The organism is Neiella holothuriorum (assembly GCF_019457915.1).
GTDB classification, from domain to species: domain Bacteria; phylum Pseudomonadota; class Gammaproteobacteria; order Enterobacterales; family Neiellaceae; genus Neiella; species Neiella holothuriorum.
Map to the genome: position 1 here is coordinate 137,971 of NZ_JAHZSS010000003.1, position 17,476 is coordinate 155,446.

General features: G+C 49.1%; 16 protein-coding genes. 9 read left to right on the forward strand and 7 right to left on the reverse strand.

From position 1 onward, the window contains the following. Window positions 1–9 precede the first annotated feature (9 nt). Complete coding sequence (sohB, locus tag K0504_RS04185) at window positions 10–1,092, forward strand: protease SohB (RefSeq protein WP_220102907.1); 1,083 nt, start codon at window positions 10–12, stop codon at window positions 1,090–1,092. Window positions 1,093–1,152: 60 nt separating this feature from the next. Next, window positions 1,153–2,217 (forward strand): GGDEF domain-containing protein, encoded by a 1,065-nt coding sequence (locus tag K0504_RS04190; protein ID WP_220102908.1) that lies wholly within the window; start codon window positions 1,153–1,155, stop codon window positions 2,215–2,217. Between the two features lie 11 nt (window positions 2,218–2,228). On the opposite strand, the gene K0504_RS04195 is transcribed toward K0504_RS04190, so the two are convergent. Then, a complete protein-coding gene (locus K0504_RS04195; protein ID WP_220102909.1) occupies window positions 2,229–3,521 on the reverse strand; it encodes a dicarboxylate/amino acid:cation symporter in 1,293 nt (430 codons plus the stop codon). 174 nt (window positions 3,522–3,695) lie between these two features. On the opposite strand from K0504_RS04195, the gene K0504_RS04200 reads away from it, so the two are divergent. Beyond that, window positions 3,696–6,047, forward strand: coding sequence for an Ig-like domain-containing protein (locus tag K0504_RS04200; protein WP_220102910.1), 2,352 nt, complete (start codon window positions 3,696–3,698; stop codon window positions 6,045–6,047). Window positions 6,048–6,116: 69 nt separating this feature from the next. Here the strand turns inward: K0504_RS04200 and K0504_RS04205 are convergent, their stop codons facing one another. Next, window positions 6,117–6,557 (reverse strand): Rrf2 family transcriptional regulator, encoded by a 441-nt coding sequence (locus K0504_RS04205; protein WP_220102911.1) that lies wholly within the window; start codon window positions 6,555–6,557, stop codon window positions 6,117–6,119. 204 nt (window positions 6,558–6,761) lie between these two features. On the opposite strand from K0504_RS04205, the gene rnd reads away from it, so the two are divergent. From rnd to K0504_RS04225, 4 genes are all read left to right on the forward strand, one after another. Continuing rightward, a complete protein-coding gene (rnd, locus tag K0504_RS04210) occupies window positions 6,762–7,883 on the forward strand; it encodes a ribonuclease D (protein WP_220102912.1) in 1,122 nt (373 codons plus the stop codon). 87 nt (window positions 7,884–7,970) lie between these two features. Beyond that, on the forward strand, window positions 7,971–8,249 hold the full coding sequence (locus tag K0504_RS04215) for a YcgL domain-containing protein (protein ID WP_220102913.1): 279 nt from the start codon (window positions 7,971–7,973) through the stop codon (window positions 8,247–8,249). Between the two features lie 9 nt (window positions 8,250–8,258). After that, on the forward strand, window positions 8,259–9,293 hold the full coding sequence (locus K0504_RS04220; RefSeq protein WP_404822990.1) for a lytic murein transglycosylase: 1,035 nt from the start codon (window positions 8,259–8,261) through the stop codon (window positions 9,291–9,293). Continuing rightward, the gene (locus K0504_RS04225) at window positions 9,293–9,742 is read left to right on the forward strand and encodes a YcgN family cysteine cluster protein (RefSeq protein ID WP_220102914.1); all 450 of its coding nucleotides are present in this window, start codon (window positions 9,293–9,295) and stop codon (window positions 9,740–9,742) included. Before K0504_RS04220 ends, K0504_RS04225 begins: the two co-directional genes overlap by 1 nt. A 45-nt stretch (window positions 9,743–9,787) precedes the next feature. On the opposite strand, the gene dsbB is transcribed toward K0504_RS04225, so the two are convergent. Beyond that, complete coding sequence (gene dsbB / locus K0504_RS04230) at window positions 9,788–10,309, reverse strand: disulfide bond formation protein DsbB (RefSeq protein WP_220102915.1); 522 nt, start codon at window positions 10,307–10,309, stop codon at window positions 9,788–9,790. Window positions 10,310–10,730: 421 nt separating this feature from the next. Between dsbB and dusC the strand changes: the two genes are divergently transcribed. Continuing rightward, a complete protein-coding gene (dusC, locus tag K0504_RS04235) occupies window positions 10,731–11,699 on the forward strand; it encodes a tRNA dihydrouridine(16) synthase DusC (protein WP_220102916.1) in 969 nt (322 codons plus the stop codon). Window positions 11,700–11,887: 188 nt separating this feature from the next. Continuing rightward, window positions 11,888–13,846, forward strand: coding sequence for an OPT family oligopeptide transporter (locus K0504_RS04240; RefSeq protein WP_220102917.1), 1,959 nt, complete (start codon window positions 11,888–11,890; stop codon window positions 13,844–13,846). A gap of 81 nt (window positions 13,847–13,927) precedes the next feature. Here K0504_RS04240 and K0504_RS04245 read toward each other — a convergent pair whose 3' ends face one another. The 4 genes from K0504_RS04245 to K0504_RS04260 are packed head-to-tail and all read right to left on the reverse strand — an operon-like array spanning window position 13,928 to window position 17,459. Further along, a complete protein-coding gene (locus K0504_RS04245) occupies window positions 13,928–14,203 on the reverse strand; it encodes an amphi-Trp domain-containing protein (protein WP_220102918.1) in 276 nt (91 codons plus the stop codon). Window positions 14,204–14,214: 11 nt separating this feature from the next. After that, window positions 14,215–15,576 carry a metallophosphoesterase family protein gene (locus K0504_RS04250; RefSeq protein WP_220102919.1) on the reverse strand — a complete coding sequence of 454 codons (1,362 nt, stop codon included), beginning with the start codon at window positions 15,574–15,576 and terminating at the stop codon, window positions 14,215–14,217. 8 nt (window positions 15,577–15,584) lie between these two features. Further along, window positions 15,585–16,301 carry a histidine phosphatase family protein gene (locus K0504_RS04255; protein WP_220102920.1) on the reverse strand — a complete coding sequence of 239 codons (717 nt, stop codon included), beginning with the start codon at window positions 16,299–16,301 and terminating at the stop codon, window positions 15,585–15,587. An 18-nt stretch (window positions 16,302–16,319) separates the two neighbouring features. Then, entirely contained in the window at window positions 16,320–17,459 is a 1,140-nt protein-coding gene (locus K0504_RS04260) for an HprK-related kinase B (RefSeq protein WP_220102921.1), read from the reverse strand. Window positions 17,460–17,476: the final 17 nt, after the last annotated feature.

Sequence of the window (17,476 nt, forward strand, 5' to 3'; positions counted from 1 at the left end):
AGTACGAGTTTGGAATTTTTGTATGAGTACGGACTGTTTTTAGCCAAAACGGTCACTTTCGTGATTGCCATTGCCGCGGTTATCGGCTTGATTGTTGCTAATTCATCAAAAGGGCGTGTTGGCCGTAAAGGTCACCTTGAACTGACCGATCTGAGAGATCAGCTTGATGAACACCAAGACGTCATTCGCCATCAGTTGTTATCTGATGAAGAGCTGAAGCAGCTCAAGCAAGAAGAGAAAAAGAAGGCGAAACAGGCCAAAAAAGACGCTAAACAAAAAGCCAAAGAAGCGAAAAAGAAAGGTGCTGCTGAAGATATTTCGGAACAGGAAGTACAAGGGCGCATCTTTGTACTGAAATTTAATGGCAGTGTCGATGCCCACGAAGTGGAATCGTTACGAGAAGAGGTGACGGCGATTCTATCGGTCGCAGATACTGACCATGACGAAGTACTGCTAAAATTAGAAAGTGGTGGCGGCGTGGTTCATGGTTATGGCCTTGCTGCGTCACAATTAGACCGTATAAAAAAAGCTGGTTTGACGTTAACGGTTGTGGTCGACAAAGTCGCGGCCAGTGGCGGCTACATGATGGCGTGTTTAGCCGATAAGCTCTATTGCGCACCGTTTGCCATTATTGGCTCCATTGGTGTTATTGCCCAAATACCGAACTTCCATCGTCTCTTGAAAAAGCATGACATTGATTTCGAACAAGTAACGGCGGGCGAGTATAAACGCACGTTAACCATGTTTGGTGAGAATACCGATCAAGCGCGTGACAAATTCAAAAACGAATTAAATGAAGTGCATGGCTTGTTCAAAGATTTTGTGCAGCGCTATCGGCCAGAGCTCGACTTAGCGAAGGTTGCGACTGGCGAGCACTGGTTTGGCATTCAAGCTCACGAATTAGGCTTGGTTGACGAACTAGCAACATCTGATGAGTTGTTGATGCAGCATTGCTTAGACGACAAAGAGATCCATGAAGTGCGCTATGTCATTCGCAAAAAACTGTCAGAAAAAGTGGCCGAAAATGTCACGTCGAGCCTTGCGCGCGTAGCCGCGAACTGGAGTCAAAAATTACGTTACTGGCAGCAGTAGCTAACGAATCGCCGGTGCTTATAAGGATGTTAAGCACTTAGAGCTAGGGAGTTAAGCCATTTGAGCAGACTAAACGAGTCACCACGTCCCACGGCACATGAGTGGATGAAAGAAGTCCCTGCAGGCAATGCAGGGCCTCGCGTCAGCGTGTTGATGCATTTGGTCGCGTTTGTTCCGGTGGCAACCCTTGCTGTTTACCACTTTGTGCTAGGCAACCTGCTGGTTTCCGCGTCACTTACAGTGATGGCCTCGATGCTGGCAGCAACCGTTCTAGTGGCGCGTGTTGCGCCTCATCTGTGTGTTCATGTGTTTCTTGATTGCCTTTTTATTTTCACTGCGTTACCAACATCCTTATGGGTGTTGTTTATGCCCGACCTATATGTCATTTACTTAATTCCAGCGCTCATTTTTGCGGCATTTTTCGTGATGCCTATACGTTTATCTACCCCTTTATTAGCGGTCTATACAATTACCGCAATTTTCTTTTTTGCAGGCCAACATGGCTTTGCCGAGAGTTTGCGAGTTGGGTTTGGATTAGGCGCTTGTTATTTATTTACCCTTGGCCTCGCTTCGATGATGTTGCGCCAACAGAAACAATTGACCGAGCTGGCGTTCCTTGACCCACTAACCAAAGCCTATAACCGTAACGCGCTGTTTGATGAACTTGCGCATGTCATGGATACGGCCGCGCGACATCAAACCGCAGCATCTGTGGTGATGCTCGACATTGATCACTTCAAGCAAATTAATGATAAGCATGGGCATGCGGTGGGCGATGAAGTGTTGATTTGGCTTACCAATCAGCTGCTGGCGCATAGTCGCCGTAATGATCGCTTGTTTCGTCTTGGTGGTGATGAGTTCTTGTTATTGTTACCGGACTTGAATAGTAAGGAAGCGTATCGGGTGATTGAACTCATTAAAGAGCGCATGGCACCCGTTGGCGCCCCTCATCAGATCCGCATCACGGTCAGTGCTGGTGTTGCTGAGTTGATGGCCGAAGACAGTGCCGATAAATGGCTCGACAAGGCTGATAAGGCGCTCTATTTGGCGAAAGAAGATGGCCGCAATTGCTGCCGCAGTTGGCAGCCAGCCTCATCATCAGAGACTGGCACCAGTGATTGTTAGTGTGGTGAGGCTTACTTGAGGTGAACCTCTTCTTCTTTTAAGCCGGCACTTTCATCGTTGTAAACGTCAAGATCCATTTTTCCTTCGCTCTTACCAACCACACAGGTCACCATGGTATCGCCCGTCACATTAACGGCGGTGCGTGTCATATCCAACAGACGATCAACACCGATAATCAACGCAATCCCCTCAACCGGCAAGCCCACTTGTTGCAGTACCATCGCGAGCATGATCAGACCAACGCCTGGAACACCAGCGGTACCGATGGAGGCGAGGGTTGCCGTTAAAATAACGGTGAGGAAGTCTCCGAAGCTTAAGTCAATCCCATACACCTGAGCGATAAACACGGTCGCTACACCCTGCATGATGGCGGTACCATCCATGTTGATGGTTGCCCCCATTGGGATGGTAAACGAAGCAACACTGTTATGAACGCCGAGCTTACGGGTAGCCGTTTCCATTGTGACCGGAATGGTGGCATTGCTCGATGCGGTGCTAAAGGCAAACAAAACGGCATCGCGCATTTTTTTCATAAACGGCTTGGGGTTTATTTGTGCAAAGGTGGTTAACAGCGTTGGGTACACCAACGTCGCGTGGATTATGAGCACCCCAAATACCACTAAGAAATAACCGGCGAGGTTCGCGATGGTGCTTAAGCCCATCTCAGTAAATAGTTTCGCCAAGAGACAAAATACACCGTATGGGGCCAAATTCATGAGGATGCTGACCAAACTCATGATGACCTTGCTGAGATCTTCAAAGACTGCCGCTAATCGCTCACCTGGCTTGCCCGATATCGCCATGGCGAAACCAAACAATAAGGCGAAGACAATAATTTGCAGCATATTGCCTTTAGCCATTGCCTCAATTGGGTTGCGCGGGAACATGTCGATGAATACCTGCGACAAGGCTGGCGCCTGTGCTGCATTGAAGTTAGCCGTGGTATCTAAGTCCAGTCCATGGCCTGGGCCAATTAAGGTCGCTGCAGACATAGCCAAAGCAATCGCAATTGCCGTGGTTAACAGGTAAAGCAGAATCGATTTACCACCCAGCCGGCCAAGTGTTGAAGCATCTTTTAGCTGGCAGGTGCCGCACACTAGCGATACAAAAACCAAAGGAACGACGAGCATCTGCAGACTGGCGACAAAGATTTTGCCCACAACGTGAAACAAGCCGTTGGTGAAATAGTTGTCGACAAACTCACTACCGGGAAATAACTGTCGCAGTGCAAAACCGACGACGATCCCGGCCACCATGCCCAACACGATACGCTGGGTAAGGGATAATTTTTTACTTTGGTTCATTTTAAATTCCGATAAAACCTGACGCCGCTACCTTACCAAGTGCGGTAAATGGGATAAAGGCCGCATTTGCTCGCATTTTGATTCAATTAGTTGAAATTGCTAATTACAGGTCTGGTTAAAAGTTCGTTATAGTGATGCCGGAATTATATACCCAGTTCAAGCACGGAGATGTTGATGATGTCAAAATGGGTGCAGTGGTCATGGATTTTGTTAGTAGCCTTATTAGTTGGATGTGGCGGCGGTAGTGCGTTGTCAGAGGACGACGATGACGACGACGGCGGTACAACGACAGAAACGGTTGAAATCACCTTATGGGCCTGTGACTCATTTGACTTGTCGGCGCCAGATTTAACGGGCTGTAGCGAAACGGATCAAGTTGAAAGCTCTCCGCCAACGGTCATTTTCGTTGAGGCAGAATCCGACGGTAGTGCAGCCAGTGGCGAAAAAGTGACGGTTGCAGCTGATAAAGGTGTGTTATCTCAATCCGATGGTACCGTCTTAACCAATACCGACGGCCAAGGGTTTTTAACCATTACGGCAGGTGAAGACACCGGTGTCGTGACGCTGACGGCGTCATATTCAGATGCTAGCAGTGAGCTTGTTGCTACCATCAACGGCACGCCAGTCACGTCTTCTAATAGTGTGTCAGTAGAGCTTTGGGACTGTGAACCATCGCAAGATGGCTGTATGCAAATTACCAACTTTTCTGCTGCATCGCCGGCACTAATTGTGGTGATGGCGCAACAAGATAATAATCCGGCAGTGAACCAAATGGTCACTGTTACCTCGTCGAAAGGTACCTTGTCGCCAAGCGATGGCATTGTGTTGACCGATGATAGTGGCTACGCCACGTTAGACATCTCAGCTGGCAGTGACAGCGGCATTGTCACTGTTGATGCCGTCTTTGAAGATGCCACTGACTCGCTAAATGCCACCATCAACGAGGTGCAAATTAACTTAGCGTTGACCACCTCATTGGCCGATGGCGAAGAATTAGCGGATGGCTCTACCATTGCGGTAACTGCCACACTCACCACAGATGAAGGTGACGCTTACGAAACCCCCGTTGAAGTCGTGTTCTCTTCAACGTGTGCCGAAGCCGATACCGCAATCATCGACGAATCCATTCAATCAACTGCAGGCACAGCCGTTGCAACTTATAAGCCGGACGGTTGCGAAACCGAAGATGTGATTTCAGCATCGGTAACCGTTGGTTCATCGAGTGACCTTGATAGTGTGGTGATTGCTATTGCCGACACGCCTGTTGGCAACATTGAATTTGTGTCTGCCGATCCAACCTTCATTTATCTTGAAGGATCAGGCGGGCAAACAACCTCATCCGTTACCTTTAAAGTCACCGACACCAATGGCCGAGCGAAACAAGGGGAGTCTGTCGATTTCTCACTTGCCAGTGGCGACGACAAAGTCGATTTGAGTGTGTTAACCGCGCTGTCTGACTCAAACGGTGAAGTAACGACAACAGTTCGTGCCGGCAGCTTACCGGGCTCGGCGCGCGTCCAAGCCATTGTCACGGATAGCGATCCCGTCATCTCAACGGTTTCCAGTGAGCTGGCTATTGCGACGGGCTTACCCGATATTGACAGCTTCTCATTGAGCTTTTCTGTTCATAACCCTGAATCTTGGGGCTATGACGGTGAGGAAGTTGACGTCACTATTCGTGCGGCAGACCACTTTGGTAACCCTGTCTCCGATGGCACGTCTATCTCGTTTATTACCGAAGGTGGGGCGATCGAACCAAGTTGTGAAACCGCTGGTGGCGTTTGTACTGTGAGTTGGACTTCGCAAGATCCGCGACCAATCAATGCTCGGGTCACTGTATTAGCATTTGCTGAGGGTGAAGAATCGTTTACCGACAATAACGGTAACGGCTTATTCGAACATGACGCTGATACCTTTGATACGGCATACGATATTGGTGAAGCTTATCGTGATGACGATGAAGACGGTATTTACAACAATGCCGATCAGCTTATCGACCGTAACTCAAATGGCAGTTACGACGGACCAGACGGCATCTACAACGGCCAACTTTGTCATCAAGACTCGGCAACCGCTGGCACTTGTACTCAAGACTTGGTTGATGTGCACAGTCAAGGTGTGATCGTGATGGCCGGCAACGCGCCACAAATTAAATTCTGTGGTTGGGATGGCACTAACCTAGATTGCAATACAACGCCGTCGACGTTAGCCGGCGTATCAACGGCCGTGGTTTGTGCTTACGACATTGCCGCTGACGGTGTGACCATCAACCCCGTTGCAGCCGGCAGTGAAATTAGCTTTACGCCGAGCGATCCATTGAAGCTATTGGGAGCAAGTGGTTTTGAACAAAGCAGCACCAATGCCAGTATTGTTCACCCATACCTAGGTATTGATGATTTTACCGCTTGTAGTGCCGGCGTCTACCAAGTGCGATTAGATTTAACCGATGGTGGTGGTCAGCTTCTCGTTGAACTGACAACGCCAAAAGGTGTGTACACTTCAGCTGCGGTAACGATAGAGCTGTAGTCGCAATCTTGAGACATAAAAAAACGAGCCATCTGGCTCGTTTTTTTATGTCTAAGTGAAATTGGCCACTTAGATGACTTGTGCTAAATGCACCACGGATTCTTGATTGATTCTTGGCTGACTCAGCACTTGGCCAACGGTGACTTTATCTAGCTCAGCCAGAAATGCGCGCTGGGCTTTGCCGAGTAAGCATTGCAATTTGCATTGGCCATTAGCAGGGCAGGCCACACCTTCACAGTCAATCGGATTAAGGCGTTTTTCAAAATCGCGAATGACCTGACCCACGGTGATTTGGTTTAAGTCGCATTTCAGGCGAATGCCGCCGAGTCGGCCACGCACCGAGGTGATGTAGTTCAGTTGTGATAATTGCTGCGTCACCTTAATCACGTGGTTGCGCGGCATATTGAAGTCTTCGCACACTTGGTTGACGGAGACGAGCTTGTCATCTTGCTGCAGCCCTAAGTACATCAGTGTGCGCAAGGCATAATCGGTAAAGCTAGTTAATTGCATAGCGAGATTTGATTGTTGGGCGAAAGAGCCAGTATGTAACTTGTTATACCGCCAAACTCTGATCGACAGCAAGGTCAAGCGTATAAATAGCAATTTATTTGTAGTAATTAGTGTTAATTACCGTGGTCCAGCGCCATATTAATGCTGGCGCATTAGCACCGGGCTTTGTAAGATCGCCTCTCTTTGTTTTGCTGGAGATCCTCCTTGCCCTTTCAAGTCATCAATTCGCAACCCCAACTGATCGCGGTTATTGAACAATGTAGTGCAGCACCTGTGCGTTATTTAGACACAGAATTTGTACGCGAACGTTCGTTGTACCCGCAATTTGGCCTGCTACAAATTTCCGATGGCAACCAAGTGTGGCTAGTTGATCCGTTAGGCATTGATGATTTAAGCCCGCTTTGGCAATGGCTACAGCAAACCGACCAGCTAACTGTTTTCCACGCTTTTGGTGAAGATCTGGAATTGCTATGGCATGAGGGCAAGATTCAATTTGGCAATATCCTCGATACGCAAGTAGCCGCAGCCATGTTGGATTGGGGCTCAGGTATGGGGTTTGCTGCATTGGTTGAACGGGTGTGTGGCGTCGAGCTCGATAAATCACACTCGCGCACCAATTGGTTAGCGCGACCTTTGAGTGAACAACAATTGCAGTACGCTGCTGATGATGTTCACTATTTAGTGCCTGTTGCTGAAGCGCTAATTACTGAATTAAAAGCCAAAGGCCTGTATGAAGCGTGCATGAATGAGTGTAGCCGCCTTGCGGCTCGCAAAGATAAGTCGCTCGCCAACCGTTATCTCGACGTGAAAAATACCTGGCAACTCAATCGCCAGCAATTAGCGGTGTTACGAGAGTTGGCAGCATGGCGCTATCAGCGCGCCATGGCAAAAGACATGGCGTTGGGTTTTGTGATTAAAGACTTGGCGTTAATTGCCCTGGCACGAAGCCAACCAGAGTCCATGGCGAAGCTAAAACAGCTGAATGATGTGTCGCCCATTGAAGCGCGTATTCACGGTTCAAAACTGCTGTCGTTAATCGCCGATGCGAAGAAAATTGATAAGGCTGACTGGCCTGAACAAATTTACCGCGTCATCGATATTCCGCAGTACAAACAGCGCAGTAAAGCGTTGGCCCAACTCATTCAACAACAAGCTGAGCAAGCTGATATTCCAGCGCCGGCGTTGGCCTCCAAAAGGCTCATTAATGAGTTGCTCATGTGGCATTGGCAACAACCAAAAAATGATGACAAGCCCGTGTTGCTCAGTGGTTGGCGCGGCCAGTTAGTTGGGGAAACGCTAACGCAATGGCTAGCAACAAACTGCTAACTTTCTTCCGATTTTGTTCATGATATAGTCCGAGCGGTTCGTGAAAATATCCGAACTAATTTTTAATTAGACGTGATTTAAAGCCCAATGCTAACAGCAATTTATAAAAGCCCGAAAAAACCAGAAACCTTTTTGTACTTACCCAAGCGCGATGATTTTTCTAAAGTGCCGGAAGCGCTGTTAGAAATGTTTGGCAAACCGCAATTTGTCATCGTGCTGAACTTAGCTAATAAGCAAAAGTTAGCATTGGTTGATTTGGAAAAAGTGAAATCCGAACTGCTTTCAACCGGCTTTTATTTGCAACTGCCACCGCCGCCGAAAAACTTACTGAAAGAACATCGAGAATCTCTCGGACTCGACGATTAGGAGCTTGTGATGAGTTGGTCAAATTTTACTGTTACTAGGTTACGCAACGCCCTGATCCGCCCTTTGTTACTTGTTGTAACTTGTTCTGCCGCGCTGATGAGTGCGACGACAATGGCGGAGGAGAAACCTAGCTTTGAACAATACTTACAACAAGTAAAACAACAAGCTGTGGCACAGGGGATTGCGGCTCATACAGTCGACCAAGCGTTTGCCAACGTGGAATTTAAAAAGCGGTCGGTCAAGCTTGATCGGAATCAGCCTGAAAAACGTCAGACGCTCGATACCTATTTGCCCAAGCGTGTACCGCAATGGAAAATCGACAAAGCCCGCAAACTCTACAAAGAGAACTACCAATTATTGTCGAAAATTGGCGATGAATTTGGGGTGCAGCCACGGTTCATTGTGGCGCTGTGGGGAAATGAAACCAATTTTGGTACCTATACTGGCAATTTTGACATCATATCCGCATTAGCGACATTAGCTTACGATGGTCGTCGGGAAGCCTTTTTTCGCAAAGAACTGATTGCAGCGTTAAGCATTTTGGATGAGGGCCATATTGATCTACCTAAATTTCAAGGATCGTGGGCTGGCGCAATGGGGCAAACCCAATTTATGCCAAGTTCCTTTTTAGCCTACGCCGTTGATTACGATGGCGATGGTCGAAAAGATATTTGGGGCACCCAAGAGGACGTGTTTGCTTCAATTGCCAACTACCTCAAGCAAGCGGGTTGGAACAATGATCTGACATGGGGCCGCCAGGTGAAGTTACCGGAAGGTTTTGATGTCAGCTTAACTGGGTTAAAGACCAAAAAATCACTGGCTGAATGGCAAGCGCTGGGCGTGCGCCGTTATGACATGAGTAATTTGCCAACGCGCGACATTCAAGCATCCATCGTGCTTCCTGATGACGCTCAAGGTCGTGCTTACTTAGCGTACGGAAATTACGATGTGTTGATGGACTGGAACCGTTCTTATTACTTCGTAACATCTGTGGGTTATCTGTCAGATCGTATTGCATATCCTTCAGTGTTCAAGGCGCAGTAATGAGCGGGCCGGAGCCGTTTTGGCAAACCACTGCACTGGACGATATGTCCGACGCCCAATGGGAGTCACTTTGTGACGGGTGCGGTAAGTGCTGCCTGACGAAGCTTATTGACGACGACACAGAAGAATTACACTACACCAACCTAGCGTGCGATTTGCTCGACACTAAGCGTTGCCGCTGTACGGACTATACCCATCGATTTGCCCGTGTGAACGATTGCGTGAAAGTGAGCTTAAAGCATCGCGAGAGCTTTTCGTGGCTGCCTCCGAGTTGTGCTTATCGCAGATTAGAAGAGGGTAAAGGCTTACCTGATTGGCACCCGCTGTTAACAGGGTCTAAAGCGGCCATGCACAAAGCCGGGCAGTCTGTTCGGGGTAAAGTGATTCATGAATCGATCGGTGGCGATCCGGAAGATCGCATCGTTAGTTGGCCGCTAGCGGACTGCTAGCGCGCCAATCGCAGGTCTAAATCTCCAGCGGCCGCCGCAATCAAATTACGGGCGGCGGGCAATCCAAAAGCGACTCATCAATACCACCGTCCAGATGGCGATATAAACTGAGAAGCACACAACCAACCATTGGGGCATGGAGTAGCCAAGAAATTCCCACTGCACTTCATCGCACATGCCACGCGGCATGAATACTTCAGGCAACCAATAATCCAACGGCGCCCAACTTGGAAACTCAGGATCCATACCACAGCTATTGATAAATGGATTCGCTGTTGGTGCCTGCAATGCGACGTGGGATAGAGCAATGCGTAGCCCTTCAATGGCACTGTAAATCCAAAGGCCATAACCAGCGATGCGAACGACCATCGAGCGCGGGTTTATCAAACCAATTAAACCAGCGAACATGAGGCCAAACATGGCGACGCGTTCGTGAATGCACTTCACGCAAGGCTCTAACAGCATCACGTGTTGAAAATAAAGGGCAACCAGATCGAGTACTAAGGCGGAAATAGCTAGCAGTAACCAAGACCAACGGGTTTCTGCGAATTGACATAATGCGCGCATGGAATTTGAGTGTTTACAGCAAAAAGAAGCGTGAATTGTATAACTTAGCGCGCTGTAGCGATAGTCGGCATCAAGTGAATTTTGTAACGGATCAAGTCAAAAAAATTGGATAAACCGTGGTGTAGGGTGGTCATTATTGTTTCAACTAGGGTCTTGTCCTTTGAGTCTGGGAAACAATAACCGTGAGAACAATAGTGTTGCGCTTTAATTTATCGCGGAGCGCTTATGCCTGTTGAACCAGTATCATGATTGTTCTGAACAAATGTGGCGCTTCGATTCAGTTTTGAATGGGGCTACGTTGATTTGTTCTGCCGTGATGCGCAACTCCACCGTACACACGTTATCGTTAAACTTGCGATTATGCTGTAGCAACATAGAATGCAGCGGCTGTTGACCATTTGCCAAAGACCCAAGCTGAACCATGACAAACACCATCGAAAATGCTGCCCACCTCAAACGTGTCGATCAATTGATATTGGCGCCAATGGAAGGTGTGATGGATCACCTAATGCGCGAATTGCTGACGGGGCTTGGTGGCTACGATTTGTGCGTCACTGAATTTATTCGCGTAGTGGATCACGGGTTACCAGAACGGGTGTTCTATCGGTTTGCGCCTGAGCTACACCACGGCGGGAAAACAACGTCGGGCACGCCCGTTCGCGTCCAGTTGCTGGGCCAGCAACCGGATGTAATGGCCGAAAATGCCGTTACAGCAGTCAGCTTAGGCTCGGCAGGTATCGACTTGAATTTTGGCTGCCCGGCCAAAACGGTGAATAAAAGCCGAGGCGGGGCATCACTGCTCAAGCAGCCTGAGCTTATCTTTTCGATTGTTGATGCGGTTAGACGAGCCGTCCCTAGCGAGCAACATGTCAGTGCCAAGATCAGGCTTGGTTGGGACGACACATCATTGCTGACCGAAACGATTGATGCCGTCAATCAAGCAGGCGCGAGCAGTTTAGTGGTGCATGCCCGAACCAAAACGCAGGGTTATCGCCCGCCAGCTCACTGGCATGAACTGGCAGCAATTTGTGCTCGTGCCAACATGCCCGTCATTGCCAATGGCGATGTGGTGGATTTTGACAGTGCCCAACGCTGCCTGATCGCCAGCCAATGCCAACATATTATGGTGGGTCGAGGCGCGTTAGCCTTACCAAATTTGGCGCAGGTAATTCGCGGGCAACAAGCGCCCATGACTTGGTCTCAAGTGCTGGCGTTATTGGTGAAGTATTCCAAGTATGAAGTGACCGGCGATAAAGGTAAGTATTACCCGAATCGCATTAAGCAATGGCTTACTCATTTGCGCCATCGATATAGCCAAGCCGATTGCTTGTTCAAAAAAGTTCGTACGCTAAAACGAAGCGATGAAATTGTTGCTTTGCTAACCCGTTAAAAACGCCCCCTGAAGACACTTATGCCGGCCAATCGCTCGCCCGCAAACAACAATAGCTGAATTTTGTCAGTTTGGCCTAACATGCTGCGCGCTATAAATCACAGTGCCATCTTGCGTTTGCCCCCTTGCACCCGCTGGCGGGATAGGTAGGATTGAGCGGAATTAAATATTTGTAAGTGGGATCAAGCGTGAGCGATAAAAAAGGCTTAGACGCCAAAGCTTATCGCCCTTTGAACGAGGGTGAGGAATATCAAAGCTATGTGCCGGCGAGTAGTAATGTCGCCGAATTCACGTTCAAGGCCGTCGGCCTTGGCATCTTATTCGGCATCATTTTCGGTGCCGCCAATGCTTACTTGGGCCTGCGCGCAGGTTTAACCATCAGCACTTCCATTCCCGTTGCGGTTATGGCCGTTGCGGTGTTCAAAATCTTGGCCAAGGGTGGTGTTAACAGCACCATTCTTGAAACCAATATCGCGCAAACAACCGGCTCGGCTTCGAGCTCCGTCGCCAGTGGCGTGATCTTCACCTTGCCCGCGTTATTTATGTGGGGCATTGCACCCGATCTGTTGCAAATGACGGTATTGGCCATGTGTGGTGGTTTGCTCGGTATCTTATTCATGGTGCCCCTGCGCAAATACCTAATTGAAAAAGAACACGGCAAACTACCTTATCCAGAAGGCACAGCTTGCGCAGAGGTGTTAGTGGCCAATGAACTTGGAGGCAATAAAGCCAAGTACATCTTTTGGGGCATGGGGGTTGCAGCGCTTTTTAAAACCTTAACCTCGTGGCTCAAAGTGATTCCCGATCACGCCTCATTCAATATTCCCTTTATTAAAAAAGCCAGTATCGGAATCGACTTATCCGCCGCGCTGTTTGGTGTGGGTTATATCTTAGGCCCTCGAATTGCTGCCATTATGGTTGGCGGTGGTTTGCTGTCCGCACTGATTATTATTCCCGGTATTGCATACTGGGGCGATGGTTTAACGGCACCGCTGTTTCCTGAAACGCAAATGCTGATCACAGATATGTCCGCTTCGCAGATTTGGACGCGCTATGTTCGCTACATTGGTGCTGGTGCCGTCGCAACAGCTGGCATCATTACGCTGATCCGCAGTATTCCTTTGATGATGGAGTCGTTTAAAGCAGGAGCTAGTCACCTTGGTGATGGCAGCGGAGCGGGGCGCGCGGTGCCTCGTACCCAGCGCGATTTGCCACTTAAGTTTGTTGGTGTTGCCGTGGTCATTATTGTGGCGGTGTTAACCTTGTTCCCGAGTGCTTTTGGTCAAGTAGGCGACATTGGTATTCGCCTCGCTGCAGCCCTTTGTGTCACTGTGTTTGCGTTCTTCTTTGTCACGGTTGCATCGCGAATTGTTGGCCTAGTTGGAGTGACTTCGAACCCGACGAGTGGCATGACCATTGCGGCGTTGTTAGGCACTGCGACCATCTTCTTAGCGATGGGCTGGACTGACACCGCCGGTAAAGCGGCAACCCTTATCGTTGGTTGTGTCGTCGCGATCGCTGCATCCATCTCCGGTGATACTTCACAAGATTTGAAAAGCGGTTATTTGTTGGGCGCTACGCCGAAAAAACAACAAATGGCAGAGCTTATAGGCGTGCTGACGTCAGCAACCTTTGTCTGTTTAGCTGTCTTGTTGCTGGCCGAAACCTTTGGTTTTGGTTCGAAAGAACTACCCGCGCCGCAAGCTACGCTGATGAAACTAGTGATTGATGGCGTGCTCGATCAAAACTTGCCTTGGACTCTGGTTTTCATTGGTGCTGGTATCGCCATTGTCTGTGAGTTATTCAAGATTCCATCGTTGCCGTTTGCGGTTGGCGTGTACCTGCCTGTTGCAACCATGACGCCAATATTCATTGGTGGTTTGATTCGCCATTACTTTGAAAAACGCACTAAGAAAGCGGCGCAATTAGAAGACCGTCGCGAACGCGGCGTACTGCTAGGTTCTGGCTTTGTGGGCGGTGAAGGCCTGCTTGGTGTGGGGATAGCGGCTGTCGCTTTTGCGCAAAGCCGTAAGCCGGATGGAATCGGTACCGATTGGCTGGGTAGCGAGGTAACAGCCATGGTAGTTGGCTTTATCGCCTTTGCCGCGCTGATGTATTGGTTCTTCAACAACATTCGCAAGGCTTAACAAACCAACAGAATTAAAAAGCCCGGCTGATGAGCCGGGCTTTTTTTGGGTTTAACGCGCCAATCGAATCATCGCTGCTGGTTATTTGCTCTTGATTTTGAGTTTGCCGCCGGCGTTCGGTTGGTCATCGGCATCATGCCAAGTAACTCGAAGATTGACGCGGTTGCGGCCTTCTTCCTTGTTGGCGGTGAGTTTAAAGTTAATGAGTCCGTGGGGCGTCATCGACAGTTCACCGTTATCATCAGAAAAACTCAATTTGCCGCTTTTTATGCCACTCGTTAGCGCTTTTAACAGATCGGCAATAGAGTCTTGGTCTTCGAGTGATTCGTAGCGAAATGCTTTGGTTTCTGAGGCCACCTTGGTTTTCCTTATGCGGTCAGTGCTTGTTGTTTATAGTCGGCGCGAATGCCCTTGGGATCAAAGACTTTAATCCATTGGTAGTCATTGCTGATGCCAATCACTGCGCCTTTGGCGTCAATGATGGTCGCACCTGCGCCAGCGCCAGTTAAACCTTCTTTAGCGCGACTATGACTATCAAGGGTGATATCGCACTCGAAGTGGATCAAGCTCTTGCGGCTTGAAATGCGCTGGCCGCGTAGCAAGTTACGATGACCATGAACAATGGCATGCACGCCCGCGGCATGCGCTAAATTGGCGCCATGTTGGCTAAGCGGCATATCAACCGAACGATATTTGGTGCGAATCATATTGGCTACTGGGCCATAGTAAAACTCAAATGCGCTGCCACTGAGTTGTAGTTTAAAGAGTTTGTTGGCGAAGCCGATGCCCTGATCGTGCAACATGGCCGCCATGCGGTCGTCGAGTCCTGCGTGCACAAACAAAAAAGAGCCACGTTTGTAAGTGAGTTGGAGTTGCTCAAAAAACCAGTGGAACTCACCCTCTGGCTGAAGAAACAACTGCTGCCATTTAAGCGCAGCGGCGTAGGCGGTGCGCATCGACAAACCGGCTTCAGTGCAGGCCTGTCTGAACTTTGCCGACTTGTTGTTAATCTTCGATACTTCACGTTCAATTGCCGGCGGCGGCATCATCCAGGCCGCTAACTTAGGGAATTGTTGATGCCATTCGTGTTGCGGGATGAGCAAACGGGCACAGCCGTCGTCATCGGGCAAGCGCTGGTAGTCTGATTCGGTTAGGTAGTCGCGCTTAATTTCTGCCAGAAATGGAACGGCTTTGACGCCCATGCGGACAAAAAAATGACCGTTTCGCGGATCTCGAGTTAGCCCCGCATAACGCATGCCGTAGTACACGCGAATATCATGATTTCCGGCCAGCAGCTTAACCTTGGCACCAGCTTCTATAAAGCATTTGAGCTGGCGAAGCAGCGCTAAGTTCGATGGGCCCTTATCAAAGAAGTCACCGCCAAACACATGGACGCGTTGCTTGCCAACCGACGTCAATTTAATTGATTCATCGTTACGAACGGGCTTAATGCTGCCACAGGCAACCAGTGAATCCGTCAGCGCCTGCGCATCGGCATGTAGATCTGAGATAAATACAATATCTTGCTTCGGCCATTTCCACTTATGGTTGCTCATCAGTTTGCTGACCGACTGTTGTGCGCGACTTAAGCCAGCGCCGCGGCGGCGCACCGAATGCTTATTACCAGCCAGCCACGGCTGAAACTGCTGGGGTAAACCAATAGCAAACTGTGTGCTTACAGTGGTTAATGATTTATATTTTCGGGCAAGTTTACGAGTCAGTTTGGCCATAGTTAGCGTCAATCAGTAAAGGATTCAGAAACAAGGCGTATTTTCCACTCGCCATCGATATGTTGCCATTGGCCGCCGGGTAGTACGGCAAAAAATACAACCGACGCATGGTACATGCTTAGTTTGGCAATTTGATGACGCTCCAACGCGCCAGTAAGGTAGGCGGCATGGCGAAATGCAGCGCCATGGCCGAAGAACAAAGTTAGGCCGTTCGCGGGCGCCTCCATGGCTTGCTCATTGATGTAATTGGCTACCCGTTGGCCTGCCATCATTAATGATTCCGCGCCGGGGTAGGGCAAGCAGTAATCGCTATCGGATTTCCATCCTTTGGGTGGCGCGGAATAACGCGGATCGGAGGCGATAGCTGCTTCAATTTCAGCCGTTGTCAGATTGGCTAAGTTGCCCACACAACGTTCCCCTAATTGCGCTGTTTCTATCAGTGTCGAAGTCCCGTGATCGGTTAGTTGATTGGCGCAAATAGTGGCGGTTTGCCATGCCCTTAGGAGCACAGAGGTGTGCCATTTAGGGTTAAGTCGGACTTGCCATTTGGTAACGAAAGCCTCAATTGAATCGGCTAATTGCTGTGATTGTTGTTGTCCAAGCTCAGTTAATGGATGAGGCTGGAATGCGCTGGGGGCGCCAACGTGTTGTTGATAGTCACCATGACGGATCAACCCAATGATTGAGCTGTTGGGCGGCAAACGCGGTGGTTGAGTGGGTTTCATCAGCTTGTCCATTACGGCTTAGTCTAAAAGGCGCTGACAGTGTTCGAGGAGTTGTTCGAAATTAACGCCGCCACTGACTTCATATACCTCGCAGCCTTGCAGTGCATCAATATAGACTTGCTGTAACGCTTTGTCGGTAAGCACGTCGGCCCCATTGGCTAAAAATTTGCCTGTTTGATCCTGATAAAATGGCCCCGGCGATTTCATAAGCGCCGGCAGTAAATCGTGACGCTTGGCAATATCTACCTGAGTGATAGTACAGGGGCTAGCGTTGCTCGGTTGCCAATTGAGGATCACCAAAAAATCTAATGAACTGGCGTGGTTAATTCTGTTGGCACCAAATAATCGAATGACGTCGGCATCGAACTTTTCTTCGAGTGGCCAGAGTTCATTGGTGTGCATCGCCTTATAACGGACCGCCTGTTGTTCATTGATGATCGGCAATAGTGCGGGGTTATTAATAATGGTGCCGGGATTGATCCGCGGTAACTTAGGAATGCCTCTACATTGTAATTGGCCGTGTTCACGGCGAATAAATAGCCGATCATTGCTAACAAATTGATAGCGCCCGTTAGCCATCAAATGCAGCATGCTGGTGCTTTTGCCGCCACCGGAAAAGCCACAAAACGCCATGCCTTTACTACCGGATGTTACCGCTGCAGCGTGGCCAATTAGCCAGTCTGACTGTTGCAACTTATTGATGTATTGATTATTAATGAAATTGATAATTTGATTACTATTGGCCAAGCAAGGGCCAATAGCAATTCGGTAAGTCAAACTCTGCAAGAACACCATGCCGGTTCTGACTTTAAACAGTAAACGGCCATCTTCTAACGGATAAAAGGCATCTTTTCGACCAGTTTTGCCGGCTTCACGCTGCCACTGTTGCCAGGCCACATCTAACTCAACGTTTGCGTGCTCTATGCAAACGATTGTTGCGGCCGTATCGCTTGAACCATCGGTTGATAGTGCTTGTTTGGCGGGTTTTAGCGTTGCAACGTGACGAAAGTAGTCAGCTAACTCCTCAAGCAATTTGAGCTGGTTGGAGACAACATCAATGGTCATGCCTGGTAGTGTCAGCAATAACCGTTGATCGGCCATTGTATGTTGCTCAATGAAAGTAGTTGCAGCGTCTTGGGCGGTGGCAGGAAAGCTCATGTCATTCTCTTTAAAAA

Coding starts and splice junctions, on each gene's coding strand:
- K0504_RS04225 (WP_220102914.1), top strand. CDS start 9,293: ATGAGCGGGCCGGAGCCGTTTTGGCAAACCACTGCACTGGACGATATG.
- K0504_RS04250 (WP_220102919.1), bottom strand. CDS start 15,576: ATGGCCAAACTGACTCGTAAACTTGCCCGAAAATATAAATCATTAACC.
- K0504_RS04255 (WP_220102920.1), bottom strand. CDS start 16,301: ATGAAACCCACTCAACCACCGCGTTTGCCGCCCAACAGCTCAATCATT.
- K0504_RS04215 (WP_220102913.1), top strand. CDS start 7,971: ATGCTAACAGCAATTTATAAAAGCCCGAAAAAACCAGAAACCTTTTTG.
- dusC (WP_220102916.1), top strand. CDS start 10,731: ATGACAAACACCATCGAAAATGCTGCCCACCTCAAACGTGTCGATCAA.
- K0504_RS04205 (WP_220102911.1), bottom strand. CDS start 6,557: ATGCAATTAACTAGCTTTACCGATTATGCCTTGCGCACACTGATGTAC.
- K0504_RS04260 (WP_220102921.1), bottom strand. CDS start 17,459: ATGAGCTTTCCTGCCACCGCCCAAGACGCTGCAACTACTTTCATTGAG.
- K0504_RS04195 (WP_220102909.1), bottom strand. CDS start 3,521: ATGAACCAAAGTAAAAAATTATCCCTTACCCAGCGTATCGTGTTGGGC.
- K0504_RS04200 (WP_220102910.1), top strand. CDS start 3,696: ATGATGTCAAAATGGGTGCAGTGGTCATGGATTTTGTTAGTAGCCTTA.
- K0504_RS04220 (WP_404822990.1), top strand. CDS start 8,259: ATGAGTTGGTCAAATTTTACTGTTACTAGGTTACGCAACGCCCTGATC.
- dsbB (WP_220102915.1), bottom strand. CDS start 10,309: ATGCGCGCATTATGTCAATTCGCAGAAACCCGTTGGTCTTGGTTACTG.